16 protein-coding genes are annotated in these 23,775 nt (G+C 36.1%); 8 read left to right on the forward strand and 8 right to left on the reverse strand.

Features of this window, described 5'->3' with window-relative positions; genetic code table 11:
* A partial coding sequence (locus ACFFLS_RS00005) for a RemA C-terminal-like gliding motility protein (protein WP_379689059.1) occupies window positions 1-2,968 on the forward strand: 2,968 nt, incomplete at its 5' end.
* Between the two features lie 56 nt (window positions 2,969-3,024).
* On the opposite strand, the gene ACFFLS_RS00010 is transcribed toward ACFFLS_RS00005, so the two are convergent.
* The 4 genes from ACFFLS_RS00010 to ACFFLS_RS00025 form a co-directional block, all read right to left on the reverse strand.
* On the reverse strand, window positions 3,025-3,891 hold the full coding sequence (locus tag ACFFLS_RS00010; protein ID WP_379683933.1) for a cupin-like domain-containing protein: 867 nt from the start codon (window positions 3,889-3,891) through the stop codon (window positions 3,025-3,027).
* 83 nt (window positions 3,892-3,974) lie between these two features.
* Window positions 3,975-5,063, reverse strand: coding sequence for a biotin synthase BioB (gene bioB, locus ACFFLS_RS00015; RefSeq protein ID WP_379683931.1), 1,089 nt, complete (start codon window positions 5,061-5,063; stop codon window positions 3,975-3,977).
* Window positions 5,064-5,232: 169 nt separating this feature from the next.
* Window positions 5,233-5,670, reverse strand: a complete 438-nt coding sequence (locus tag ACFFLS_RS00020) for a hypothetical protein (RefSeq protein WP_133526082.1) — start codon at window positions 5,668-5,670, stop codon at window positions 5,233-5,235.
* 115 nt (window positions 5,671-5,785) lie between these two features.
* Entirely contained in the window at window positions 5,786-6,718 is a 933-nt protein-coding gene (locus ACFFLS_RS00025) for a bifunctional riboflavin kinase/FAD synthetase (RefSeq protein ID WP_379683929.1), read from the reverse strand.
* Window positions 6,719-6,914: 196 nt separating this feature from the next.
* On the opposite strand from ACFFLS_RS00025, the gene ACFFLS_RS00030 reads away from it, so the two are divergent.
* Window positions 6,915-9,599, forward strand: coding sequence for a zinc-dependent metalloprotease (locus ACFFLS_RS00030; RefSeq protein ID WP_379683928.1), 2,685 nt, complete (start codon window positions 6,915-6,917; stop codon window positions 9,597-9,599).
* Between the two features lie 63 nt (window positions 9,600-9,662).
* Here the strand turns inward: ACFFLS_RS00030 and ACFFLS_RS00035 are convergent, their stop codons facing one another.
* Window positions 9,663-10,280, reverse strand: coding sequence for a ComF family protein (locus ACFFLS_RS00035; RefSeq protein WP_379683927.1), 618 nt, complete (start codon window positions 10,278-10,280; stop codon window positions 9,663-9,665).
* Window positions 10,281-10,441: 161 nt separating this feature from the next.
* On the opposite strand from ACFFLS_RS00035, the gene ACFFLS_RS00040 reads away from it, so the two are divergent.
* The 5 genes from ACFFLS_RS00040 to ACFFLS_RS00060 all read left to right on the forward strand — a co-directional run bounded on the left by ACFFLS_RS00040 (window position 10,442) and on the right by ACFFLS_RS00060 (window position 16,346).
* Window positions 10,442-11,983: a glycine--tRNA ligase gene (locus ACFFLS_RS00040; protein WP_379683926.1), complete on the forward strand. Its 1,542-nt coding sequence runs from the start codon at window positions 10,442-10,444 to the stop codon at window positions 11,981-11,983.
* A gap of 286 nt (window positions 11,984-12,269) precedes the next feature.
* Entirely contained in the window at window positions 12,270-13,079 is an 810-nt protein-coding gene (locus ACFFLS_RS00045; protein ID WP_379683925.1) for a LytR/AlgR family response regulator transcription factor, read from the forward strand.
* 176 nt (window positions 13,080-13,255) lie between these two features.
* A complete protein-coding gene (locus ACFFLS_RS00050; protein ID WP_379683924.1) occupies window positions 13,256-13,507 on the forward strand; it encodes a hypothetical protein in 252 nt (83 codons plus the stop codon).
* A 93-nt stretch (window positions 13,508-13,600) separates the two neighbouring features.
* Window positions 13,601-15,658 carry a tetratricopeptide repeat-containing sensor histidine kinase gene (locus ACFFLS_RS00055; RefSeq protein WP_379683923.1) on the forward strand — a complete coding sequence of 686 codons (2,058 nt, stop codon included), beginning with the start codon at window positions 13,601-13,603 and terminating at the stop codon, window positions 15,656-15,658.
* A complete protein-coding gene (locus tag ACFFLS_RS00060) occupies window positions 15,648-16,346 on the forward strand; it encodes a response regulator (protein ID WP_379689062.1) in 699 nt (232 codons plus the stop codon). The genes ACFFLS_RS00055 and ACFFLS_RS00060 overlap by 11 nt, the downstream gene beginning before the upstream one ends.
* A gap of 83 nt (window positions 16,347-16,429) precedes the next feature.
* Here the strand turns inward: ACFFLS_RS00060 and thiL are convergent, their stop codons facing one another.
* Window positions 16,430-17,476, reverse strand: a complete 1,047-nt coding sequence (thiL, locus tag ACFFLS_RS00065) for a thiamine-phosphate kinase (protein ID WP_379683921.1) — start codon at window positions 17,474-17,476, stop codon at window positions 16,430-16,432.
* 320 nt (window positions 17,477-17,796) lie between these two features.
* Entirely contained in the window at window positions 17,797-21,852 is a 4,056-nt protein-coding gene (locus ACFFLS_RS00070; protein WP_379683920.1) for a T9SS type B sorting domain-containing protein, read from the reverse strand.
* A 316-nt stretch (window positions 21,853-22,168) separates the two neighbouring features.
* On the opposite strand from ACFFLS_RS00070, the gene ACFFLS_RS00075 reads away from it, so the two are divergent.
* Window positions 22,169-22,648 carry a DinB family protein gene (locus ACFFLS_RS00075; protein ID WP_379683919.1) on the forward strand — a complete coding sequence of 160 codons (480 nt, stop codon included), beginning with the start codon at window positions 22,169-22,171 and terminating at the stop codon, window positions 22,646-22,648.
* Window positions 22,649-22,704: 56 nt separating this feature from the next.
* Here the strand turns inward: ACFFLS_RS00075 and ACFFLS_RS00080 are convergent, their stop codons facing one another.
* Window positions 22,705-23,664, reverse strand: a complete 960-nt coding sequence (locus ACFFLS_RS00080) for a helix-turn-helix transcriptional regulator (RefSeq protein ID WP_379683918.1) — start codon at window positions 23,662-23,664, stop codon at window positions 22,705-22,707.
* Window positions 23,665-23,775 lie beyond the last annotated feature (111 nt).

The following is a 23,775-nucleotide window of genomic DNA, read 5'->3' on the forward strand; positions in this document are numbered from 1 at the left end:
GTTCTGTGCGACAGGCACCGGCCAGCTGACCTTTACGGAAACCGCCGGAACAGGACCTTATACGGTTATTTATAATGACGGAACGGCCAACCGGACAGCCAATAATGTTTCCAGCGGAACGCCGTTCGCGACTTTCACCACTCCAGTCACGTCTACAACGACCTATACCTTGGTTTCGGTAACCGGTTCGAATACCTGTTCCAGAAGCAGCGGTTTTACGGGAGCTTCTGCGACCATTACGGTAAATCCGCTGCCACAGGGAAGCCTTACGGCAAACGGCCCGTTCTGTGCAACAGGCGCAGGGCAATTGACCTTTACTGCAACCACAGGAACCGGGCCTTATACGGTTGTCTATAATGACGGTACTGCCGACCGTACAGTTAATAGCGTAGTAAGCGGAACTCCGTTCGCGACTTTCACTACTCCAGTCACATCTACAACGACCTATACCTTGGTTTCAGTAACAGGCTCGAATACCTGTTCCAGAAGCAGCGGTTTTACGGGAGGTTCAGCAACCATTATCGTAAATCCGACTCCGACACCATCTTTTACTGCTCAACCCGTGACATCAGTATGTGTAAATACATCTGCAACTTATACTACTCAGGCAGGACAGTCAAATTATATCTGGTCAGTTCCTGGAACGCTGGGGACTGATTATAATGTAGTTTCTGGTAATCTTTCTGGTACTAGCAATTCAGTAACACTAGAATGGCTTACAACGGGTAGTAAAACAGTTACCGTTGGATATACATCGATTGGATGTCCTTCGACTGTGAGTGCATCAAATACAACGACAGTAATAACAACAGTAAGAGGTATAGTCAATGGCGGTGACCATATTTGTAGCGGTAGCCCAAGTCCGTTATTGACTCTAAGCGGCTATACAGGAACTATTGTAAGATGGGAATATGCAGAAGCGATTCCGTATGTATGGCAGCCAATTAGTCATACTAACAGTACCTATCAGCCAGGAATATTAACAACAAGTACCAGCTACCGTGCAGTTGTTAAAAACGGATCTTGTACGGAAGAAGCTTCTATTGAAACTAGAATTGATATCGAGCCAAAACCTTCTACACCCGTATTTGGAACAATTGTACAGCCAACTTGTGTTAATTCAACAGGAAGTGTTGTTCTAAATGGTTTGCCGTCTAGTCCTAACTGGACAATTACTCAAACAGGAACAGTAAATCAGACTTATACTTCTTCGGGGACAAGTTATACCATAAGTAATCTTGCTCCTGGAAATTATACTTTTACAGTACATAATGTAGCAATTTGTCTTTCTAATTCTACCGCAAATCTTGAAATAGCTGCTCCCAGTACCAATATATGGAATGGAACCAGCTGGTCTAAAGGAAGTGAGCCGACTATTACAGATGCGATTCGATTTACAGGAAATTATTCAACAACCGGAAATTTAAGTGGATGTTCTTGCGTTGTAGATTCAGGTGTAACCGTTACTGTAAATTCTAATCATACATTAACCATTACAAATTCGATAACCAATAGTGGAGGAAGTTTTATCTTCGAAAATAATTCGAGTCTTTATCAGACAACTGATGCTGTCAATACAGGGAATATTATTTATAGAAGAAATACGATGCCAGTACGTCGTTTCGATTTTACTTATTGGTCATCGCCAGTTACCCGTGTGCCAGCGTTTACATTGCAAAATCTTTCTCCTGGTACGTTATTGGATAAATATTATAAATACAATGCTGCGGGAGACCGTTGGGTTATCATTAATTATGGAACAGAAGAAATGGCAAAAGGAGTTGGTTATAATGTTAGGGCGCCTCAGAGTCATAGTACAACAATTGCAACGGTATACAATGCAGAGTTTATTGGTGTTCCAAATAACGGACCAGTTACTGTGCCGCTTGGAGGTTTGGATAAATGGAATCTTATTGGAAATCCTTATCCGTCTGCTGTTTATGCGGATCAGTTTATTGTAGACAATGCAGCAAATTTACATGGAACTCTTTCTTTTTGGACTCATAATTCGCTTCCAAGCGGTTCAGTGCCAGGAAATGCACAGAATAACTATACCTCAAACGATTATGCCCTCTACAATTTAAGCGGTAGTACAACTGTTGGTAATATGATTGGTACTGGCGCTTCGTCTCCGGGAAATCAAGCTCAGCCTCTGGGATATATTGCTGCAGGACAATCATTTTTTGTGCAATCTAAAAATGCGTCCTCAGCTGTTTTTACGAATTCTATGCGTGTTCCCGGAAGCAATAGCCAGTTCTTTAAGACTACATCTTCTGCAGCTATTGAAAGACACAGAGTATGGATTAATTTAAGGAATAAAGAAGGCGCTTTTAAACAAATTCTGATAGGTTATATAGAAGGCGCAACAAACAGCTGGGATACCAATTATGATGCTGTTACCATGGATGGTAATAAATATCTTGATTTTTATAGTATAATGGAAGACAAAAAATTAGTTATTCAGGGACGTGCATTGCCTTTTACAGGTCTTGATGTTATTCCGCTTGGATACAAACTAAGCATAAACGGTGAGTTTTTTATTGAAATTGATCATGCAGATGGTCATTTAAATGTTATTCCAGTATTCCTTAAAGATAAAATGACTGGTGTTACTCACAACCTGCAAAAAAGCAATTATACTTTTACAAGTAATACAGGTGTTTTTCCAGACCGTTTCGAGCTTAGTTTTGGATTAGTCAATTTAGATACCGATGATTTTGAGAAAACCGACAACCTTATTTATGTTTCTGTGAAAGACAAAATAATCACAGTCAATTCTGAAGCTTTTAATGAAAATCTAAAAGATATTGCCGTGTTTGATATTTCTGGAAAACTGCTTTATGACAAAAAGAATATAGGAGGTGCTCAATATCAGATTTCAAATTTACAGTCTGCCGAACAGGTTTTGATTTTGAAAATTACTTTAGACAATGGAAGGATCAATACGAAGAAAATTATATTTCGATAGATAATTTTAAAATTATAGTTATAAAAAACCATCCGTAAAAGGATGGTTTTTTACTTTTAAAAAGTCTTTTCTAAATGCTGGTGTGTATTTCGGATGGCTTTTTCGTTTTTATAATCAATCCATTTCTGACCTTTGATTTTTCGCATCATTACATCAAAATGGCGCATTATTAAAACATTATACGCCGCTTTTGATAAATTGCTGATGTTTTTAGGGAAAGAACGCAGACTCATCGAAAATCCGGGTGTTAAATATTTCATATAATGCCAATAGCCTTCGGGCATATATAGCATTTCTCCGTGTTTTAAATTAGTAATAAAGCCTTCTGCATTCTTAAGCGCTGGAAATTTTTCGTAGTCTGGATTGTCAAAATCGATATCTTCACGTGAAATAAGTGCATGCGGTACTTTGTACATATATTTTGACTGACTTGGAGCAAAAATCATGCATTGTTTTTCTCCATGAAAATGAAAGTGTAGAATGTTCGAATAGTCAATATCATAATGCATGAAGACCTTTGAGTTTTCTCCTCCAAAAAATATCATCGGCAGCTGTTTGACAAGTTTTAAGCCAATATCAGGCCACAAAAAATCATTTTTTAGAGAAGGTGCCTGTTTCATGAGGTTGTACAAAAAGATACGATAATTGGTTGGCTTTTCTTCCAAAAGATTAATATACTCGTTCATTTTCATATGAGTATGCGCCTCATTGAAAGCGTCTTCATGATTAACAGGCCTGTCATCGTACAAAGGTACAGTTAGATGACCTGCAATTTCTTTCATATAAGATAATTTCCATTTAGTATAGGCAGGCCAATCTTCGGTCAGTTCTTCTATAACAACTGGAATTTGATGTTTTACGTAGTGCGAAACAAAATCTTCTTTCGAGATTTTTTTTAGCCGTTCTATTTGTTTTAGTTTCATTTGATAAATAACAAAAATTGCTTATAACATTTTGAGTTATAAGCAATTTAAAAATACTTATCGAGAGTTATTAACTCTTTTGCTTAAATTTTTGCTTTAATCGATGCGTCAAGATTTCTTTCAATTGTATGTCCTGGCCTTGACCATTTTGGTTTTTCACCTAAAGAAGTATATTCAGAATCTGCGGCTTCAACCGTTTTTGGCTGCATGATTTTAATAAAAGGTTTTTGAGGAACCATTCCCAAGGTCTCAAACATTTTCATGTCTTCGTTAACATCAGGATTTGGTGTAGTTAATAGTTTGTCACCTGCAAAAATAGAATTAGCTCCTGCAAAAAAGCACATTGCTTGTCCTTCACGAGACATATTGGTTCTTCCTGCAGATAAACGAACCTGTGTTTCTGGCATTACAATTCGGGTAGTTGCCACCATACGGATCATTTCCCAGATTTCTACTGGTTTTTCTTCTTCCATTGGAGTTCCTTCAACTGCAACCAATGCATTAATAGGCACTGATTCTGGTTGCGGATTTAAAGTTGAAAGCGCCACAAGCATTCCTGCTCTGTCTTCGATGCTCTCGCCCATTCCGATAATTCCGCCACTGCAAACCGTAACGTTTGTTTTACGTACATTCTCAATAGTCTGTAAACGATCTTCGAATCCGCGTGTCGAAATAACATCTTTATAATATTCCTCAGAAGTATCTAAGTTATGATTGTAGGCATACAAACCAGCCTCTGCAAGACGTTTTGCCTGATTTTCGGTAAGCATTCCAAGTGTACAGCAAACCTCCATATCCAGTTTGTTGATGGTGCGCACCATTTCTAAAACCTGATCAAATTCCTCACCATCTTTTACGTTTCTCCATGCAGCTCCCATACATACTCTTGAAGATCCGCTTGATTTTGCTCTCAAAGCTTGAGCTTTTACTTGGCTTACGGTCATTAAATCATTTCCTTCAACTCCGGTGTTGTAACGCGCAGCTTGCGGGCAGTAACCGCAGTCTTCAGGACATCCTCCTGTTTTAATAGAAAGTAAAGTAGAAACCTGAACAACATTTGGATCGTGTTGTTGTCTGTGAATGGTTGCCGCTTCATAAAGCAGGTCCATTAAAGGTTTGTTATATATGGCGATTATTTCGTCTTTGGTCCAGTTGTGTTTTGTAATGCTCATTGATACATTGTTTTTTGAAGTTTCAAAAGTAACTAAATTGTTCTAATCAGCAATACTGAATATTTTGAATTGAAGATTAGTTGGTCTTTTTAAAAAAGAAACACTTTAAAATCATAAAATGTTTTTCTATGATTTTAAAGTGCCGCTATTTTAATATTTATTTAGAAAATTAGTCAGCTGCATATTTGTTGTTCCAATACAGCATCATCATTAGCGTAACGATTACAGAAGAAGCAATTCCTTCAAACAATAAACAGATACAATAAGTAGGAACAGAAGGATTGCCTCCAAACATAAAAGTTTCAGAAAGTGTTTTTACATAAGCATCTCCGCCTCGGGCATAACTATAAACCAATAACCCAAATACACTCATTGACACACCAACAACCGACGTCGCCATTGCAGAAACAGCATTAGAAACAAAATTGGTTTCACCTTCGTGAAGATTCATCTGCATTGTCCTGTTTACACCATAAAATATAAAGAAAACATTAAGTGTTCTTAGGTAAAATAAATCTGCTAATCCCAGTACATTCATCAATAAAAAATAAATGCCAATTCCGAGAAAAATCAAAAAACCGTTGGTAATTTCTTTAGGTAATTTCATAGTGGTTATTTTTAAAGAAGTTAATAGTAAATATTTGAAAAACAGAGTTCTGTATCAAATTTACTAAAAAAATAACTACGATGATTTAAAAATAGACAAAAAGTCTACAGCCGAACTATGCGATTTTTGAAATAAAATCTAAAGCCGATGACTGATCTTGACCTAATTGGCTTTTCAACAATTCTACTGATCCGAATTTTTGTTCTTCACGAATGTAATGCAAAAGAGAAACTTCAATTTCTTGGTCGTAAATGTCTTCGTTAAAGTCAAAAAGGTGTACTTCTATAGTCTGGCGATCGCCATTTACTGTCGGATTGAAACCGATATTCATCATCCCGAAAACAGTTCCTCCACTAACAGTTGCTTTTACAGCATAAACGCCCGTTTTTGGAATCAGTTTGTATTCTTCTTCTATCTGAATATTCGCGGTCGGAAAACCAATTGTTCTTCCAAGTTGTTTCCCTTTTACCACTTTTCCAGTTAGGAAATAATTGTAGCCTAGATATTCATTTGCCAAAGCCATATTTCCTTCGTTAAGTGCTTTTCTGATTTTGGTTGAACTTACCGATACATCTTGAATTTCCTGTGCCGAAATCTGCTCCACTTCAAAACCGTATTCGGCACCAAAAGCGATTAGATGATCGATGTTAGCCGTTCTGTTTCGGCCAAAACGATGGTCGTGCCCAATAATAATTTTATGAATTTTGAACTGATCGACCAATATAGAATGAACAAATTCTTCTGCCGTCAATCTTGAAAAATTTTCGTTAAACGGATGAATGACAAGATTTTCGATTCCGGTTTTTTCAAGAAGTTTTGTCTTTTCAGAAATCGTATTTAAAAGTTTGATTTCTGATTTTTCCTGAAGAACCATTCTTGGATGCGGAAAAAAAGTAAGTACAAGGCTTTCGTATTTTCCATTTTCAGTTTGCTGGGTAATTCGTTCCAGAATTTTTTTATGACCAATATGAACGCCATCAAAAGTGCCCAGAGTTAAAATGGTTTTCTTGGCAGACTGAAAATCGTTTATAGAATTGAAGAGCTTCAAAACAAATTATTTAAAGATGCTGCAAATTTATACTATTCTATTTTAAATTTAAAAGTAATCTGTCTCCGATTTTTGTCTAATAAAACTTTTCTTTTCGTCTGAATTAATGTACTCGTCGACAAAAAAGGATTAATTGTCGTATATAATGTAAGAATTTGATTTAATTGATTTATTTTTGATTATCAATTTTCAAAACATGAAAAAACTATTACTTTTTATTTTCCTTTTTTCTTGCGGCGCTGCTGTTTTTGCGCAAAATGATAATTTGTGGCAACAGGTAAGTTCTGCTTCTTCTTTTAGAAAAAGCACCATAGCCGTAGATTCAGGTAAAAAGTATTATACCTTAAATACAAACTCTTTAAAAGAAAAACTTGCTTTAGCAACGACGTTGAACGCAGCAGGTAATCCGACTGAAATTACAATTCCGAACAGTGAAGGAGTTTTAGAACGATTTTCAGTTTGGGAATCTTCGAATTTTGATCCCGAACTACAGTCAAAATATCCCGAGATTAGAGCTTACGAAGGAAGAGGAATTGATGATAAATCGGCTAAAGTTCATTTCAGTGTAGCGCCGATTGGTGTACAGACTATGGTTTTTCGTCCAGCAAAATCGACGGAGTATATTGAGCAGAATCCAGAAAATACTTCAGAATATGTTGTTTTTAAATCTACGGACAATGCAGATACAAAAATGCGTTTAGATTGTAAAACGGCAAATTTAAGTCTAGCGGATGGGTTTTCATCAAAAACCGCCAAAACGGCTGCCAGTACAAAACAGTTTAAAACGCTTCGTCTGGCATTATCATGTACTGGAGAATATACTGCATTTTACGGCGGTACAAAAGCAGGTGCCCTTGCGGGAATGAACGCAACTTTATCACGTGTCAATGGCATATTCGGAAGAGATCTCGCAGTAAAAGTGGTTCTCATTGCCAATAACGATGCAATTATTTATACCAATGCTTCAACCGATCCGTATTCTAATGCATCTGCTGGTGCGTCCAGCACGAATCCGACTTGGGGGCAAGAAGTTCAGAGCACTTTAACCTCGGTAATCGGAAATGCTAATTATGATATTGGACATTTGTTCGGAGCTTCGGGCGGTGGCGGAAATGCCAATTGTATCGGTTGCGTATGTGTAAACCCAACAACAGGTGATCCATTAGCAAAAGGAAGTGCTTATACCTCTCCAGCTGATGCAAGACCGCAGGGAGATACTTTTGATATCGATTTTGTAGCACACGAAATGGGGCATCAATTAGGTGGTACTCATACATTTTCTCACACAAGTGAAGGTACGGGAACACAATACGAGCCTGGAAGCGGTTCCACAATTATGGGATACGCAGGTGTAACAAGAAATTATGATGTTCAGAATTATTCGGATGATTATTTTTCGTACGGAAGCATTCTTCAAATCCAGACCAATCTTGCCGGAAAATCTTGCCCAGTCACTACTGCAATTGCAAACAATCCTCCAGTTATGAATGCTGGTTTCGATTATACAATTCCAAAAAGCACTCCTTTTATTTTAACCGGAACGGCAACAGATGCAGAAGGTGATTCAATAACCTATACATGGGAGCAGTTTGACAGTGCTGTTACAACATTTAATTCAAACTCGGTAGCTTACGCCGCAAAACCAGACGGCCCAATGTTTAGATCGATTGCGCCGAGTACTTCTCCTATTCGTTATATGCCAGCCTTAAGTTCTGTTCTGAATAATGTGTTGACAACAACATGGGAATCGGTTTCTTCAGTTGCCAGAACAATGAATTTTACCCTTACCGGAAGAGACAATGCAGCCGAAGGCACGGCACAAACTGGAACAGACGCTATGGTTGTTACAGTAAGCGCCACCATAGGGCCTTTTGCAGTAACTTCGCAAAATACCGATAATGTAGGATGGGAAAGAGGATCTTCTCAAACTATTACGTGGAGTGTTAATAGTACCAATACACTTTCGGGTTCGGCCAATGTTAATATTAAATTGTCTTTAGATGGTGGTTTAACTTTCCCTGTAGTACTGGCTTCTAATACTCCAAACGATGGTTCTGAAACCATTTTGGTGCCAACCGGAATAAATGTCTCTAACAACTGCAGAGTCTTGGTAGAACCTGTAGGAAACATTTATTATGCAATAAACAGCAAACCTTTTGCAGTTGGCTATAGTGTTTCTACTGATTGCACATCGTATAGTGTTGGTAATGCCTATAGCATTCCGTTCGGCTCAACTTATTTAGATAAAACTATAAGTGTTCCTGCTTCTACGGGTACTATTTCAGATGTAAATGTTTCAGTAAATGTAACGCATGCTAGATTTTCTGATTTAGAAATGCAGCTTGTAAGTCCGAGTGGCACAATAGTGCGTTTATTCAACAAAAGCTGTGGCAGTACAAACTCGACATTATCATTGCAGTTTGATGATGAAGGGACAACTTTAAGCTGTGGCACAACTACAAACCAGATTGTACTTCCAGTTGATGCTTTAACCGCTTTTAATGGAGAAAATCCTCAAGGAAACTGGACTTTTAGTGTTCGTGATAATGTCACGGGCGCTTTCGGAACTATAAATTCGGCTTCACTAAATATTTGTAATAAAACCTATACTTTAGGAACGTCAGATTTTGAAAATCTAAATTTTGCGCTTTATCCAAATCCAAACAAAGGTAATTTTACGATTCAGTTCGAAAGTAATTCCAATACAGGAGTAAAAGTTTTTGTGCATGATATTTTAGGAAGAACGGTTTACAATGCAGAGTTTGCGGCGACAGCCAATTTCAATCAGAACATTCAGCTTCCAAATGTTGCTTCAGGAGTTTATCTTGTAACGATTATCGACGGAGAAAAAAGAACGGTAAAGAAAATAGTAGTCAACTAATTTTCGAAATTAGAAAGTACTGTTTTTTAATGTCAAAAAGCTCATCAGCTTAAAACTTAAAAGTCAATGAGCTATTGCTATGCAGATTACGCTTATTGTGGCTCCCGGAATTTTTAATAATGCTCGAGAGCAGGCTTCCAGAGTAGCACCAGTAGTCAGGACATCATCTACAAGAACGAAATGTTTGTTGTGGTCGGTTTCTGTAAACTGAATATCAAAAATGTTTTCGATATTTTCAGACCGGCCTAAAAGATTCTTTTTTGACTGTGTTTTGGAATATTTTTTTCGATACAAAATGGTATCATTATACTCGAGGTTTAAGCCTTCGGCAATCGCTTTTCCAAAAGTCACGGTTTGATTGTAGCCTCTTTCTTTTAGTTTTCTTTTGTGAAGCGGTACAGGAATCACAACCTCAAAAGGCTTGCTAAACTGAAGTTCTTTAAGGTCTTCTGCATACCAGTTTCCTAAAACCGTTCCGATTTCCTGATGACCTTTGTATTTTAAGTTATGTATGAGTTCCTGAACAATTCCTCTTTTATTAAAATATAAAAATGTCGAAACATGAGGCATGTCAATCTTTCCGTAGAACTTTTTCGAAGCTTCATTTTTTGGGTCCAAATGATAATACGTCAAAGGCATTTCGTGGCGGCAGATTGTGCAGAAAACCATTTCGTTAGACATCAGAATCTTGTGGCAACCGCTGCATACTTTCGGAAAAAAGAGGTTTAAAAGAGAATTAATCACAAAATAGAGGAATTTATTTACAAAAATAACCAAAAACCCGTTTCAAACTTTATAATTTTTCTTTTTTTTAAAGGTACTTTTTATATTTTTGCATCACTATGGCAAAACAAGAAGATATATTTAAGAATGTGGTTTCGCACGCAAAAGAGTACGGATTTATTTTTCCGTCAAGCGAAGTTTACGATGGTTTAAGTGCTGTATATGATTACGCACAAAACGGTGTCGAATTAAAAAAGAATATCCGTGAATATTGGTGGAAATCAATGGTTCAGATGAATGAAAATATTGTCGGCCTTGATGCTGCAATATTGATGCATCCGACGACCTGGAAAGCTTCGGGCCACGTTGATGCATTCAATGATCCATTAATTGATAATAAAGATTCTAAAAAAAGATATAGAGCTGACGTTTTAGTTGAAGATTTTGCTGAAAAAATTCATCAAAAAGCGCAAAAAGAAATTGATAAAGCAAAAGCTCGCTTTGGTGATGCATTCAACGAACAGGAATTTGTAACGACAAATGCTCGTGTAATTGAATATTTGGCTAGAGAAAAAGAAATCAGAGAGCGTTTAGGACGTTCTTTAGGTGCTGGAGATTTAGAAGATGTTAAAGCTTTGATCGAAGAACTTGAAATCGCTGATCCTGAAACCGGTTCTAAAAACTGGACAGATGTAAAGCAGTTCAACTTAATGTTCGGAACAAAATTGGGTGCTTCTGCAGAAAACGCAATGGACTTATATTTACGTCCAGAAACAGCTCAAGGTATTTTTGTGAACTTCTTAAATGTTCAGAAATCAGGTCGTATGAAAGTTCCCTTTGGAATTGCTCAAACGGGTAAAGCATTCAGAAACGAGATTGTGGCAAGACAATTTATTTTCCGTATGCGTGAGTTCGAACAAATGGAAATGCAGTTTTTTGTGCGTCCGGGAGAAGAAATGAAATCATACGAGTACTGGAAAGAAACTCGTTTGAAATGGCATTTATCTTTAGGATTAGGAAAAGAAAACTACCGTTTTCACGATCATGAGAAATTGGCTCACTACGCAAACGCAGCAGCTGATATCGAATTTAATTTCCCATTCGGATTTAAAGAATTAGAAGGAATTCACTCTAGAACTGATTTCGACTTAAAAGCACACGAAGAATATTCAGGAAGAAAATTACAATACTTTGATCCTGAATTAAACGAAAATTACGTTCCTTATGTAGTAGAAACTTCTGTTGGTTTAGATCGTATGTTCTTGGCTGTTTTTGCTACTTCGCTAAAAGAAGAAACATTAGAAGACGGTTCTGAAAGAACGGTTTTAAAATTGCCAGCAGTTTTAGCTCCGACCAAGGCAGCGGTTTTACCGTTAGTGAAAAAAGATGGTTTGCCTGAAATTTCAAGAAAAATCATTGAAGATTTGAAATGGGATTTCAATGTTGCTTATGATGAGAAAGATGCTGTAGGACGTCGTTACAGAAGACAAGATGCTTTAGGAACGCCTTTCTGTATCACCGTAGATCATCAGACTCTGGAAGACGAAACAGTAACGATTCGTCATAGAGATACAATGAAACAAGACCGTGTAAAAATAGCTGACTTAAGAGGTATCATTGAAAACGAAGTTTCGATGAAAAACTGGTTAATGAAGATGTAATTTTTTCTCCATATTATTCAAAATCCCAAATTCAGAATTCTGAATTTGGGATTTTTTTGTTTAACGAATAGCATTTGATTCTCATTTATATTTTTAAACTTCAAAATTTTAACATTTGATATTAATGTATTAACAATGAGTAGTTTCAGTTTTAAATATTCGTAATTTTAAGTATAAGTAAAATACTAAATCCAAATTTTTTTCTAAGTGTTCGCAAATAATTGTTTCTTTATCAAAAAGAAATGATAGTCTGGATGAATTCGGTGAAAACAACTAAAACTTAAAATTGAAAAAGTATTCGTATATTATAATTGATGATGACCCCGAAAGTGCTGTAAACACTAGAACAGTTGCAGATGGCTTTTCGGAATTAAGTTTTTTTGGGTCGGCATCTGATTACGAAGAAGGGCTTGCATTGGTTTTGGAACAACAACCAGCATTGATATTTTTAGAAATTGCTCCACAAAACATTCCCAGTAATTTATCATTTTCTTTTATTAATGAATTGTATAGGTATTTATCTACGGTTCCAAAAATCATTATTACAACTCCAAAAAAAGATTTGGCTTTTGAAGCCATCAAATATGATGTTTTTGATTATATCGTAAAACCTGTAATACAGATAGACTTACTCAAGCTGATTTTGAAATTAGACAAAAGCACTTTGGCATCAGAATCAATCAAAATCAAAAATGAAATTACGACTTCTGCCGTTCCGTTTGCAAGAATGGCGCAACGTATAGCAGAGCCTCTCATTATTTGTATTAAATCTTATGGAGATTATCGTTATATAAATGCAGAAGATATCTGCTATTTTCAAGCCGATAATAATTCAACAGATATTTATCTGAATAGCGGTGAAATGATCACAGCATTTAAAACATTGAAGCTTTTTGAGAGTGTTTTGACATTTCCTTTTATCCGGATTCATAACAGTTATGTTATCAACAGAAATTACATTTCGAGGATTCATAGCGGAAACTCAATGTGTTACATAAAAAACTCCTCCAAAAAAATCCCTTTTTCTAAAACTTATAAGGCAAATGTTGATCTAATTATTGCCGATTTTGCAGCTGGAAATTACCTAGAGGTCTAAAAATTAAGCGTTTACATTAATTTGACGTCCATTGACTATCAATTGGGTATGATCTACCATAAACCTATTTTTTTGTATAAATTTTTTTTGATTACGGTAGTAGTTTTACACCATGATTTGCAACAAAAAGCAATGATTCTCCAAAAATATTAAAACAAAATTAACATCTCAAGGTCATGAAAAAAACAGCATTAACATTCGGATTATTCTCTTTAGTAACAGTAGCAACTTCTTTTGCAGCTCCAGAAGCTCCAGTTTATTTAGCAGCAAACGATTCTATTAAAACATTACCAATCGACGGTGGTGCTGCAGGTGGTGTTATTAAAAAACAAGATTTTCATGGATCTAACACTGAATTGCAAAGAAGCAATCACATGAATTTTGCAAACGTTAACCAATCTTTTGGACACGATAAAAAAGTAGACTAAGCTACACATCAAAATACAAATTAAAGCTGTCAGATTCTGACAGCTTTTTTTGTATCTATTTTTTAGTATTTTTGAGAAAATTCTGAAACACAATTGAAGAAAAAAAACAAAATACTATTCCTTTTATTTCTTGTTTTATTGGCCTGCACCAAGAAAACGGGGTCAGATCAGGATACTGTTGCTGCAATAGACAGCCTGCCGACTTTTCTTTCGTTGGCCAAAGAGAATAACCTTCCTTTAAAAATCAAGCAAAAATACAATCAGAAAGCACTCAATATTATTTTAAGCCAAAAAGACGATTCACTCAATAAGGTCAATCTATTTAAAGTTGCTAATCGCTATTACAATATGAGCGATTGGAAATCGTATCTCGAAACCACAAAATTGATTCTTGAAAGAGCAGAAAAGTCTAAGGATTCTGTTCATATGGGAAAGGCTTACACCTATTTAGGCGATTATTATTTGTCTCAATCTGTGCCAGATAGTGCTTTTATGAATTATTATAAAGCAGAAAAAACGTATCTGAAAATCAATGATCAAATCAATCTTGCCAAAACTTTTTTAAACAAAGCAAACCTGCAATACAATGAAGGTGATTTTTTTGAAAGTGAAATAGCTGTTTTTAAAGCTTTGAGTATTCTAAAAAAGCAAAAAAATGTAAATGAGCTTTTGTATGAAAGTAATAACCTGCTCGGAATTTTATACAACGAAAGAGAAGAATATAACAAAGCTCTAGAGTTTCAGACCAAAGCTTTGAATATTTTGAATGATAAAACCATAGCTTCGGCATATCAGTACAAAGCAGCCTCTTTAAACAATATTGGTTTTATCTACATGCACATGAACAATTACAGAAAAGCAAAAGGCTTTTTTGAAAAAGGACTGCAGGAAAAGAATCTTTTTATCGATAGAACAAGTCTCTATGCAATTTTACTGGATAATTTAGGGTACAGCAAATTCAAATTGAACGAATCGGATCAATTACCAGATTTGTTTTTCGAATCTTTGAGAATCAGAGACAGCCTTGACCTTACCTCTGGCGTAGTTTCTAGTAAAATCCATTTATCGGAATATTTTGCTTTTAAAAAAGATACTTTTAGGGCATTTCAGTTCTCAAAACAAGCCTTGACTTTATCAAGAGGTTCAACAAAACTTATCAATACGCTCGAAGCGCTGAAACAAACTGCGGCGGTTGATCCTAAAAATGCTTCTAAATATTCGAGAGAATATATTCACCTTAACGAAAAAATGCTAAAAGCTGAACGTAAAATGGGAGAGAAGTTTTCGAGGATAGAATATGAAACCAACGAAATCAAAGACCAGAATTCTAATCTTCAGGAAAAGAATAAAACGCTTATTTATGTTTTCAGTATCTGCACTTTGATTGGTTTGTTTTTTTATGTTTATAAAACCCAGCAGGCAAAAAACCGCGAACTGATTTTTAAACAACAGCAACAGGTTGCCAATGAAGATATTTATAATTTAATGATTTCGCAGCAAAATGAAATCGAACAAACCCGCATTAAAGAAAAGAAAAAAGTAGCACAGGAACTTCATGACGGAGTATTAGGAAGAATGTTCGGAATACGAATAAGCCTGGACAGTCTTGATAAAATGGATGAAGCGCAGGCAGCAGAAAAAAGAAAAAAATACTTGAACGAACTCAAAAATATCGAGCAGGATATTCGAGAAATTTCTCACGACCTGAACAGGGAAAAGTCAGAATTAATTAATAATTTTGTAGCGATATTAAAGAAACTGTTTGAAAATCAGAAAAATACTTATTCGTCAAAATTAATTACCACTTTTGATCCCAATATCAAATGGGAATTAATCAGTAATATCGATAAGATTAATTTGTATCGAATTATACAAGAGGGACTTCAGAATTGTAACAAATATGCAGAAGCAGATATTATTACAGTTGAATTGAAAATTGAGAATGATTTTTTAGTCGTTAGAATTGCTGATGACGGAATTGGATTTGATATTAGAAGAACTAAAAACGGAATCGGACTTCATAACATTGAATACCGTACAGCCGAATCTAAAGGTATTGTGACAATAGAATCTGTAAAAGCAGAAGGTACGACACTTAAGGTGAAAATTCCCATTGACCAAAATATAAACCTGAATCACAATGATATTTGACAACCCCAAATCAACATCAAACTTAATCAGGCGAAATGTTTTAATCGTAGACGACCATCCCTTTATAATAGAGGGATACAAAAATGCGATTACTCGCTACAACCCAAAAGAGTATGAGTTTGCAATTTCTCAGGCGCACGACTGCAGATCGGCTTACGATTTAATCGAAAGTCCAAATGTGCCACTTTTTGATATTGCTTTTTTGGATATCAGTATGCCTGCTTACGAAGAAAAAGAAATATTTTCAGGAGAAGATTTAGCCAAACTTTTGATGAAAAAAATCCCAGGATGCAGAATCGTACTTTTAACGATGTACACTGAACTCCTGAAAATTAAAACCATCATCAGAACGATTCAGCCCAACGGTTTGATCATCAAAAATGATTTGACTTTTGATGAATTGCTTTTTGCGCTAGACCAGATCATGAAAAATGAAAAGTATTACAGTCAGTCAGTAATAAAAATGCTGAATCAGACTACTCACAATGCTATCGAAATAGATGAATTCGACAAACAGATTTTGGTTCATTTGTCAAATGGAACAGAGTCTGACGCCATGCCAAAATATATTCCCATTTCGTTCTCAGCCATTGAAAAACGAAAAAAAAGCATGAAAGAACTCCTCAAAATAAAAAGCGGCTCAGACGAAGATTTAATCAAAGAAGCAAAAAGCAAGGGACTTTTCTAAAGGGAATTCCAAAAAGCAAATTCCAAATTCCAATGTTTGTAACTGTTGGAATTTGGAATTTTTTTATTGGATTTTTTAAAAATTTATTCACTCAAAGCATCCCATCCGCGAGCTTTTAAGGCAATTTTTGTATTGGCGCGGGTTACAAGATGAGTTCCTTCGTTTTCTTCTGTCATATGGCCTATAACAGAGAAATTAGGGTTTCCTTTTATTTTGTCAAAATCATTAATATCGATGGTAAACAAAAGTTCGTAATCTTCGCCGCCATTTATGGCAACTGTTGTACTGTCGATATTAAATTCTTCGCAAGTAGAAATAAACTGCGGATCTAAAGGAAGTTTATCTTCATATAAATTACAACCCACTTTTGACTGTTTGCAGATATGCATGATTTCTGAAGAAAGACCGTCTGAAATATCAATCATCGCGGTTGGTTTTATTTCAAGAGCATGCAAAAGCGTACGAACATCTTTGCGAGCTTCTGGTTTTAGTTGCCTTTCGACCAAATAGGTGTAAGGGTCTAAATCGGGTTGGTTGTTTGGATTAACCTGAAAAACTTGTTTTTCGCGTTCCAAAACCTGTAATCCCATGTAAGCGGCACCAATATCTCCGGTTACTACTAATAAATCGGTTTGTTTGGCTCCGTTTCTGTAAACCAATTCATTTTCGTCAGCTTCTCCAATTGCAGTAATACTGATAATCAAACCTTTTTGAGATGAGGTTGTGTCACCACCAATAACGTCTACTTTATATTCTTTTGCGGCATGTGTAATTCCATCAAACAATTCTTCAAGAGCTTCCAACGGAAAACGGTTAGAAACTGCTACTGAAACCGTAATTTGTGTTGGTTTCGCATTCATTGCACAGATATCAGAAACGTTTACCACAACAGCTTTGTATCCCAAATGCTTCAAAGGCATATAAGCCAAATCAAAATGAACACCTTCTATCAATAAATCAGTCGAAACAACGACTTTTTTATTCTTAAAATCAAGAACAGCGGCATCGTCGCCAATACTTTTTAAAGTCGATTCCTGAGTAACATCAAAGTTTTTGGTTAAATGGTCTATTAAACCGAATTCGCCCAATTGCGCTATACTGGTTCGCTGCGGATTTTTATCTTCTATCATTTTTTCTGAGTTCCAAAGTTTGTAAGCTGCAAAGGTACAAAGGTTTTTTTTAAAGATGCTAAGATTCTGAGATGCTAAGGGTCTAAGTTTTTTCTAGAATGTTTATTCTGTAGAGACGCACTGCAGTGCGTCTGTGCAAAGTGTTTCCAGACAGATATTCAATTATAATTTCCCAAAAAACGTTCTTTTTGTACTGCGTGAAGGATGGGAGCAAGTTACCGAAGTAACGCGGACAGCCTGACAGCATGCCGACAAGAGGGCGAATAAGCGCAATCTAAGTTTGCCCTCTTGTCGGCATGGTGACACGCCAAAAGAATGAATTATCTTTTCATGCTAAAATGAGCTTTGAATTCCTGAATAACACCGTTTTTAGTGTAAGTAACCTGAAACCAATAATCGGAAGAAGGAAGCGGGCCACCATTAAAATTTCCGTCCCAGCCCACGCCAGAAGGTTTAATCATTTTTATGAATTTACCATAACGGTCATAAATAGTGATGACGGCATCTGGCTGATCAGCGAGATCAGGAATGTTCCAGGTATCGTTGTAACCATCGTTGTTTGGGGTAAAAAACTTAGGATATTTGAGCACTTTGGCAAACAAAATAATATTGTCACAATTTGCTTTGATATCTCTTATTGTAATAGCGTGTTCCCCAGAATCAACATTTTGAAATATATTGGAGCTTTGAAAATCTCCATCGTCCAACTGGTATTCATAAGTTCCAAAGCCATTTGTAAGGTTTACGATGATATCAATATTATCTTCAAACTCATCCGACACCGTTACGGTTGCAATCGCCGGACTTGACTTTTCTACGGTCACAGTAGCTGGATTATAACCGCAGTCGTTACCAACATCAGGTACGTTTTTGATGGGAACAACAGTGTAAACTCCTTCTTGAGTTGCAGTATATGTTGGTCCTGTACTTATTTTATTGTTATTAAAATACCATTCAACAGCATAATCGGGTGAATTAATTCCGGAATTCAATACAACAGGATTTAATAATTTTCCAGTTTGATAATCAACACAGATGACTCCGTTTTGTAAAGAGAAATTTTTTAAAGGATAAATAGTAATGTAAAAATCATCCTGAGCAAAACAGTTAGGATTTGTAGGCGATGCCGCATAGATATACAATCTTTGACTAGTATTTATTTTTTGACCAGCAGTAAATAAAATTCCAGTTCCATTAGGAGCACTGTAATAATTTCCAACTGCTAAAGAAGGCAAAGTGTAGTTTTCGCAAATCGCAACATCTGGAGTATTGATTAATACGGGAGTTTGGGAAATCGTAACCGAAAAACTCTTTTCGCTAACGCAGGTGAGTCGATTGCCCGAAACGGCATAAACGTAAACAGTTTGCGAGTTTTTTAAGATGGTTCCGACTGGAATAATAGGACCTTTTCCGCCCAGTTGTGCATAATAATTTCCCAGTTTCAACGGAGGTAATGTGTAGCTATCGCAAACATTTATGTTGCTGAAATTGCCGACATCTATTCCGATGTAATTTACTTTAAAGAAAGTTTCATTATTACATGAAGTAAAATCAGCCCATTCGTTGTAAATATAAATAGTCTGAGTGGTATTGATAGCTGTTCCTTCAATTAACTGAGTTCCCAAGCCCTGTGGACCTCCCGTAGCGGTGTAATATTTTCCGTTTTTTAGTTTTGGAAGTTTAAAATCGGTACAGGTTACAACATCCGTAAAACTATCAACGAGTGGAAGCGGTTTTATTTGAATGGTAAAACTATGTTCGTTTGTGCATTCGGGACCCACTGAATACACATAAATTGTTTGTGTTGTGGTTATAATGTCACCTGCTTTTAGTCGTGTTCCGCCGCCGTTGGTTTTTGTAAAATAGTTTCCGTTTACCAATGGTGGTAAAATATAGCGTGCGCATTCTAGTCTATTGGCTGGAGTATCTACAGGAGGAAGCGGTTTTATCGTAATTACATATTTGAGATTTTCGGTACAGTTGGGTGAAGTTGTTGTTGCTGCATAATAATATACAGTTTGCGAATTGGTAATAACAGTTCCAGCTGGAATGTTTTTGCCTTGACCGCCTGGACTTTCATAATAACCGCCAACGGCAATTGAAGGCAACGTAAAACTGCCACAACGCGAAATTGGAACAAAAATCGAAGAATTAACAATATCAATTCTAAAAGAATTTTCGTTGGTACATCTTCCGTCATTCACAAAAACAAATACAGTCTGGCTAGAAGTTATTTTATCTCCAGCTTTCATAGCTTTGCCTAAACCACCTGATAATGTAAAATAATTTCCGTTTGTCAAAGGTGGCAGTGTGTACGAATCACAAGTAACGACATTGGTAGGTTTGTCTACTTCTGGCAAAGGATATACGGTAAATGGTACTGCGATGTCTCGACATACAGATCCATTAATTACGGCATAATAATAAATAGTTTGGCTGGTTGTAAAGGCTGTTCCGTCTGGAATGACATCTCCATGTCCTCCTGGCTGTGTGAAAAAACCACCTGCAGGTACTCTTGGGACTATGTATTGACCGCAGGCTTCTTTTTTGAAACCAATTTCATAAATCAGGGTTACATTAAAACTGCTTTCATTGGTACAATTGTTCGTATTTGGACCTGTGTAAATATAGTAAGTGCCGCTTTTTGTAATTACATCTCCGGGACTTAATTTCGTTCCTGTTCCGTTTTGCGCTGTGTTGTATTCGCCATTTGTTATTGGAGGCAAAGTATAACTATTACAGGCAATCACATTCTGAATTTTATCAACCGCTGGGAGTGAATTAATAATGATACTGAAATTAACTGTTGTATGACAAACCGTGTTCGAGGTATTTTCAATACGAACCCAGATTGTTTTCGGCGATTGTGCTAAAGATGTAATAAACACTTTCGGATCTGCAATATTGTTTCTAGCTAGATTTGCATCTGTTTCGCTGGTGTAATATCTGATTTTGTATTGCGAAGAATTTAATCCATTTAGGATGAGTTTTTCCTGAACCGTTAAATCAACAGTTACGTTTTTAGAAATAATATCACAAACGTTTAAGTCTGGTGGTTTTACAACATTTATTGGATCGGTTACCAATAAATTGAATGAAATTGCATTGTTGCAAAAGAAAGTTTTATCATAAACGGGCACCACTTTTATGTATAGGGTTTGATTGCCTGAACTTACATAAGATTTTAATTGATTTTCGGGTATAACTGGGCCGTTTGCATTCGCTGCAGCTAATGATTCAAAATAGTAAATTGTATGTTCGGCAGGATCAATCCCTAATTCGGTTAAGTTGTTTTGTGTCAAATCATATTGATAAGTACCACTTGTGCTAAAACAGGCCGTTAGATTTTTAGGAGATTTGACAGTTAGATCTTTAATGATAACTTCGTCTTTAACCACACAGCCCGAAAGTGTTGCGGTAACCCCGTAAGTTCCTGCTTTGTCAACAATCAAAGAATTGCTGGTTTCGTTTGGGATTACAGTTCCGTTTAGTGTCCAGACATAGCTGAAATTCCCCACGAGATCAGATTTAAGTGTGATTTTTTCGCCTTGGCAAATGGTTCTGTTTGGGCCTAAATCCATAGTAGTCATAAAACTGCCGCCTTTTATAAAAACTGCCGAATCATAATTGCTGTCGTTATAATCGCCAATCGCCAATTTTATACGATAAGTTCGGTTTGGAATTACAGTTGAAGAAGCGGTTAAAATTTTGGTTTCGCCTCTCATATTGATAGCTGACTCAGCAGGATTTGCAACATTGTAACGGTCAAACAAATTAGCGTTGGCAGATAAACAAGACGAATTATATTGCTGATCTCTAATATTTTTGACCGAAACGGGAGTTGTTGTTCCCGGCACTACGGCAAGATTTATAGAAATGCCAGTTGTTAAATCCGTCAAGATAAAAGCAAAAACATCACTAAAACCACATTGAAATTCTCCGTATTCATTTGAAGCAAACAAAAAATCAAAACTAAAATTGCTTGATAATGGCGTAAAATCAAATTGAAGAAAACTGACATCTGTAACGGGCACAACTTGTCCGTTGCTGTCGCTGATTTGCTGTAAATCGCTATCTGTAGCATTATTCAGTTTACTGCTTTCGTTATTGCCACTGTACGGTCCTTCAGTATATTTAGCAATTCCGTTTCGTATGATGATGCCGCTTGAAATCGGAAAGTTTGGATTAGTGCTGGTGAATTTACCGATTCCTTGATGCGATGAGAATTTGAAATTACTTTCGTTGGAACAGCCATTTTGCATCAATTCGGCTCGAACTAGTTCCGGTATGCCCAAGGTTGTAGTGTCGACTATGATTCCTTGTGATGAAGATATAGCCGAACAAAATAATAAAAGCAGAAGTAGAGCAGCTCTCATGATTCCTATTTTTATTCGTTGGGTTATTTAAAATTACGAAATTATTTATTGTTAAAATTATGACTGTCAGTATTTTATGATTTATAAGTGCAGTTTAAGCAAAAATGCAAGATAATTTTGATTTTGTTAAATTCTTCGGAAACCTCTAGTGCATAAAGGATTGCAATCGTTTAAAAACAAAAAAGAAAAACTTATTTTTTGTATGACTAAAGACAGAATATTAAAAGATTTCTAAAAATATTTTTTCCTACTGACAAACTGTTGTCACCGGCCCATTCTACTTTTGGAGTATTAAAAATATTTAAACTTTAAAATCATGAAAACATTAACTGCACAAGTAATTACACAAGAAGATTTATTGAAACACTGGCAAGGACATCGCGCTCTTACACGTCGTTTGATTGAAGTTTTTCCAGAGAAAGATTTCTTCGAATTTTCAATAGGAGGAATGCGCCCTTTTGCAAAACTGGTTGATGAACTTTTGGCTATTGCAGTTCCAGGACTTAAAGGAATTGTAACAAAACAAGTCGAAGCATTCTCAGAAGGAGAAGAAAAATTGATTTTTAAAGCGCAGTATCTTGAAAAATGGGACGAAGCGACAGCAGAAATCAATAAATACTGGGAACAATTGTCTATTGAAGATTTTAGCGAAAATTTTAATCTTTTCGGACAGTATGAATTTCCTATTATCCAGAATGTTTTGTATTTTATTGATAACGAAGTCCATCACAGAGGACAAGCATATGTTTATTTAAGAGCTTTAAATATTGAACCACCGTTTTTCTGGGAAAGATAATTTCAAATAACGATAAAAAAACTCTCAAAGAAGAAAATTCTCTTTGAGAGTTTTTTTTATATAAGTCTTTGTCTGTTGATTTCTAGTAATTCTAAAATTCTTGTTTTCAAACTTTCCGGCTCTAGGATTGTGGCATAATCTCCAAACATTAAGAACCATCGAGGAAAACCGTCTTCCATGCTACGGCACATAAAAGTCATTTCGATCTTATCTCCGATTTCTTTTTCTGTCACAAAACCATGGTATTTTCTTTCAGATGCCAGATATCTTGCGATTTTCTTTTCGACCAAAATTCTAACTTTAGTTGTCGGGCAATTTTCTGTTTTTTTTAAATAAGTTTCTAAGGCTTCATGTTCAATGGAAAAATCAGATTCCGTTTTCTGGATTCCAAGAATTCGGTCTGTTCTAAATTGACGGTAATCTTGTCTCAAGTGACAATATCCCAAAAAATACCAGTTGTTATTATCGTGAAAAACGCCTACTGGTTCTATGTTTCGTTGTGTAGTTTCTTCTTTGCTAAAAGTTTTGTACGAGAGTAAGATTTGTTTTTTCTCGGCAATTCCTTCAAAAAGAACTGCCAAAGTATTAGGCGAATTATGATTAAACATTGGTTCGGCAGTGTTCATGACCACTCTCGATTCAATATTGGCTAGATAATCTTTATCGGCGCTTCGCAAAACCGATTTCAATTTGTACATCGCAGAGGCATAATTAGTCCCTAGAGACGGATCGGTAAATTTCTGCATCAATTTTTCAGCGGCAATAAAACTGCTTACCTCTTCGCGTGTAAACATTACGGGAGGCAATCTGTAACCTTCCATTAAAGCATAACCAACGCCCGCTTCGCTATAAATGGGTACGCCAGATGCTTCGAGTGTTCGAATATCTCTGTAGATAGTTCTCAAACTGCACTCAAAACGATCAGCCAATTCCTGTGCTTTTACAATTTTTTTAGATTGCAGCTGAATCAGGATAGCGACAATACGGTCAAATCGTTTTGGGGTTTCGTCAAGCATTTTGGTATGAAATTTTGAATTACTGAGGTTTTAGAAATACAAAGGTTGTGAAAATTTTATTTTAAAAATTGACTTGTTAATTATTTTATGTTTGTTTATGGTCAATTTAAA

The organism is Flavobacterium procerum (genome assembly GCF_042431625.1).
In the GTDB taxonomy this organism is placed as follows: Bacteria; Bacteroidota; Bacteroidia; order Flavobacteriales; family Flavobacteriaceae; genus Flavobacterium; species Flavobacterium procerum.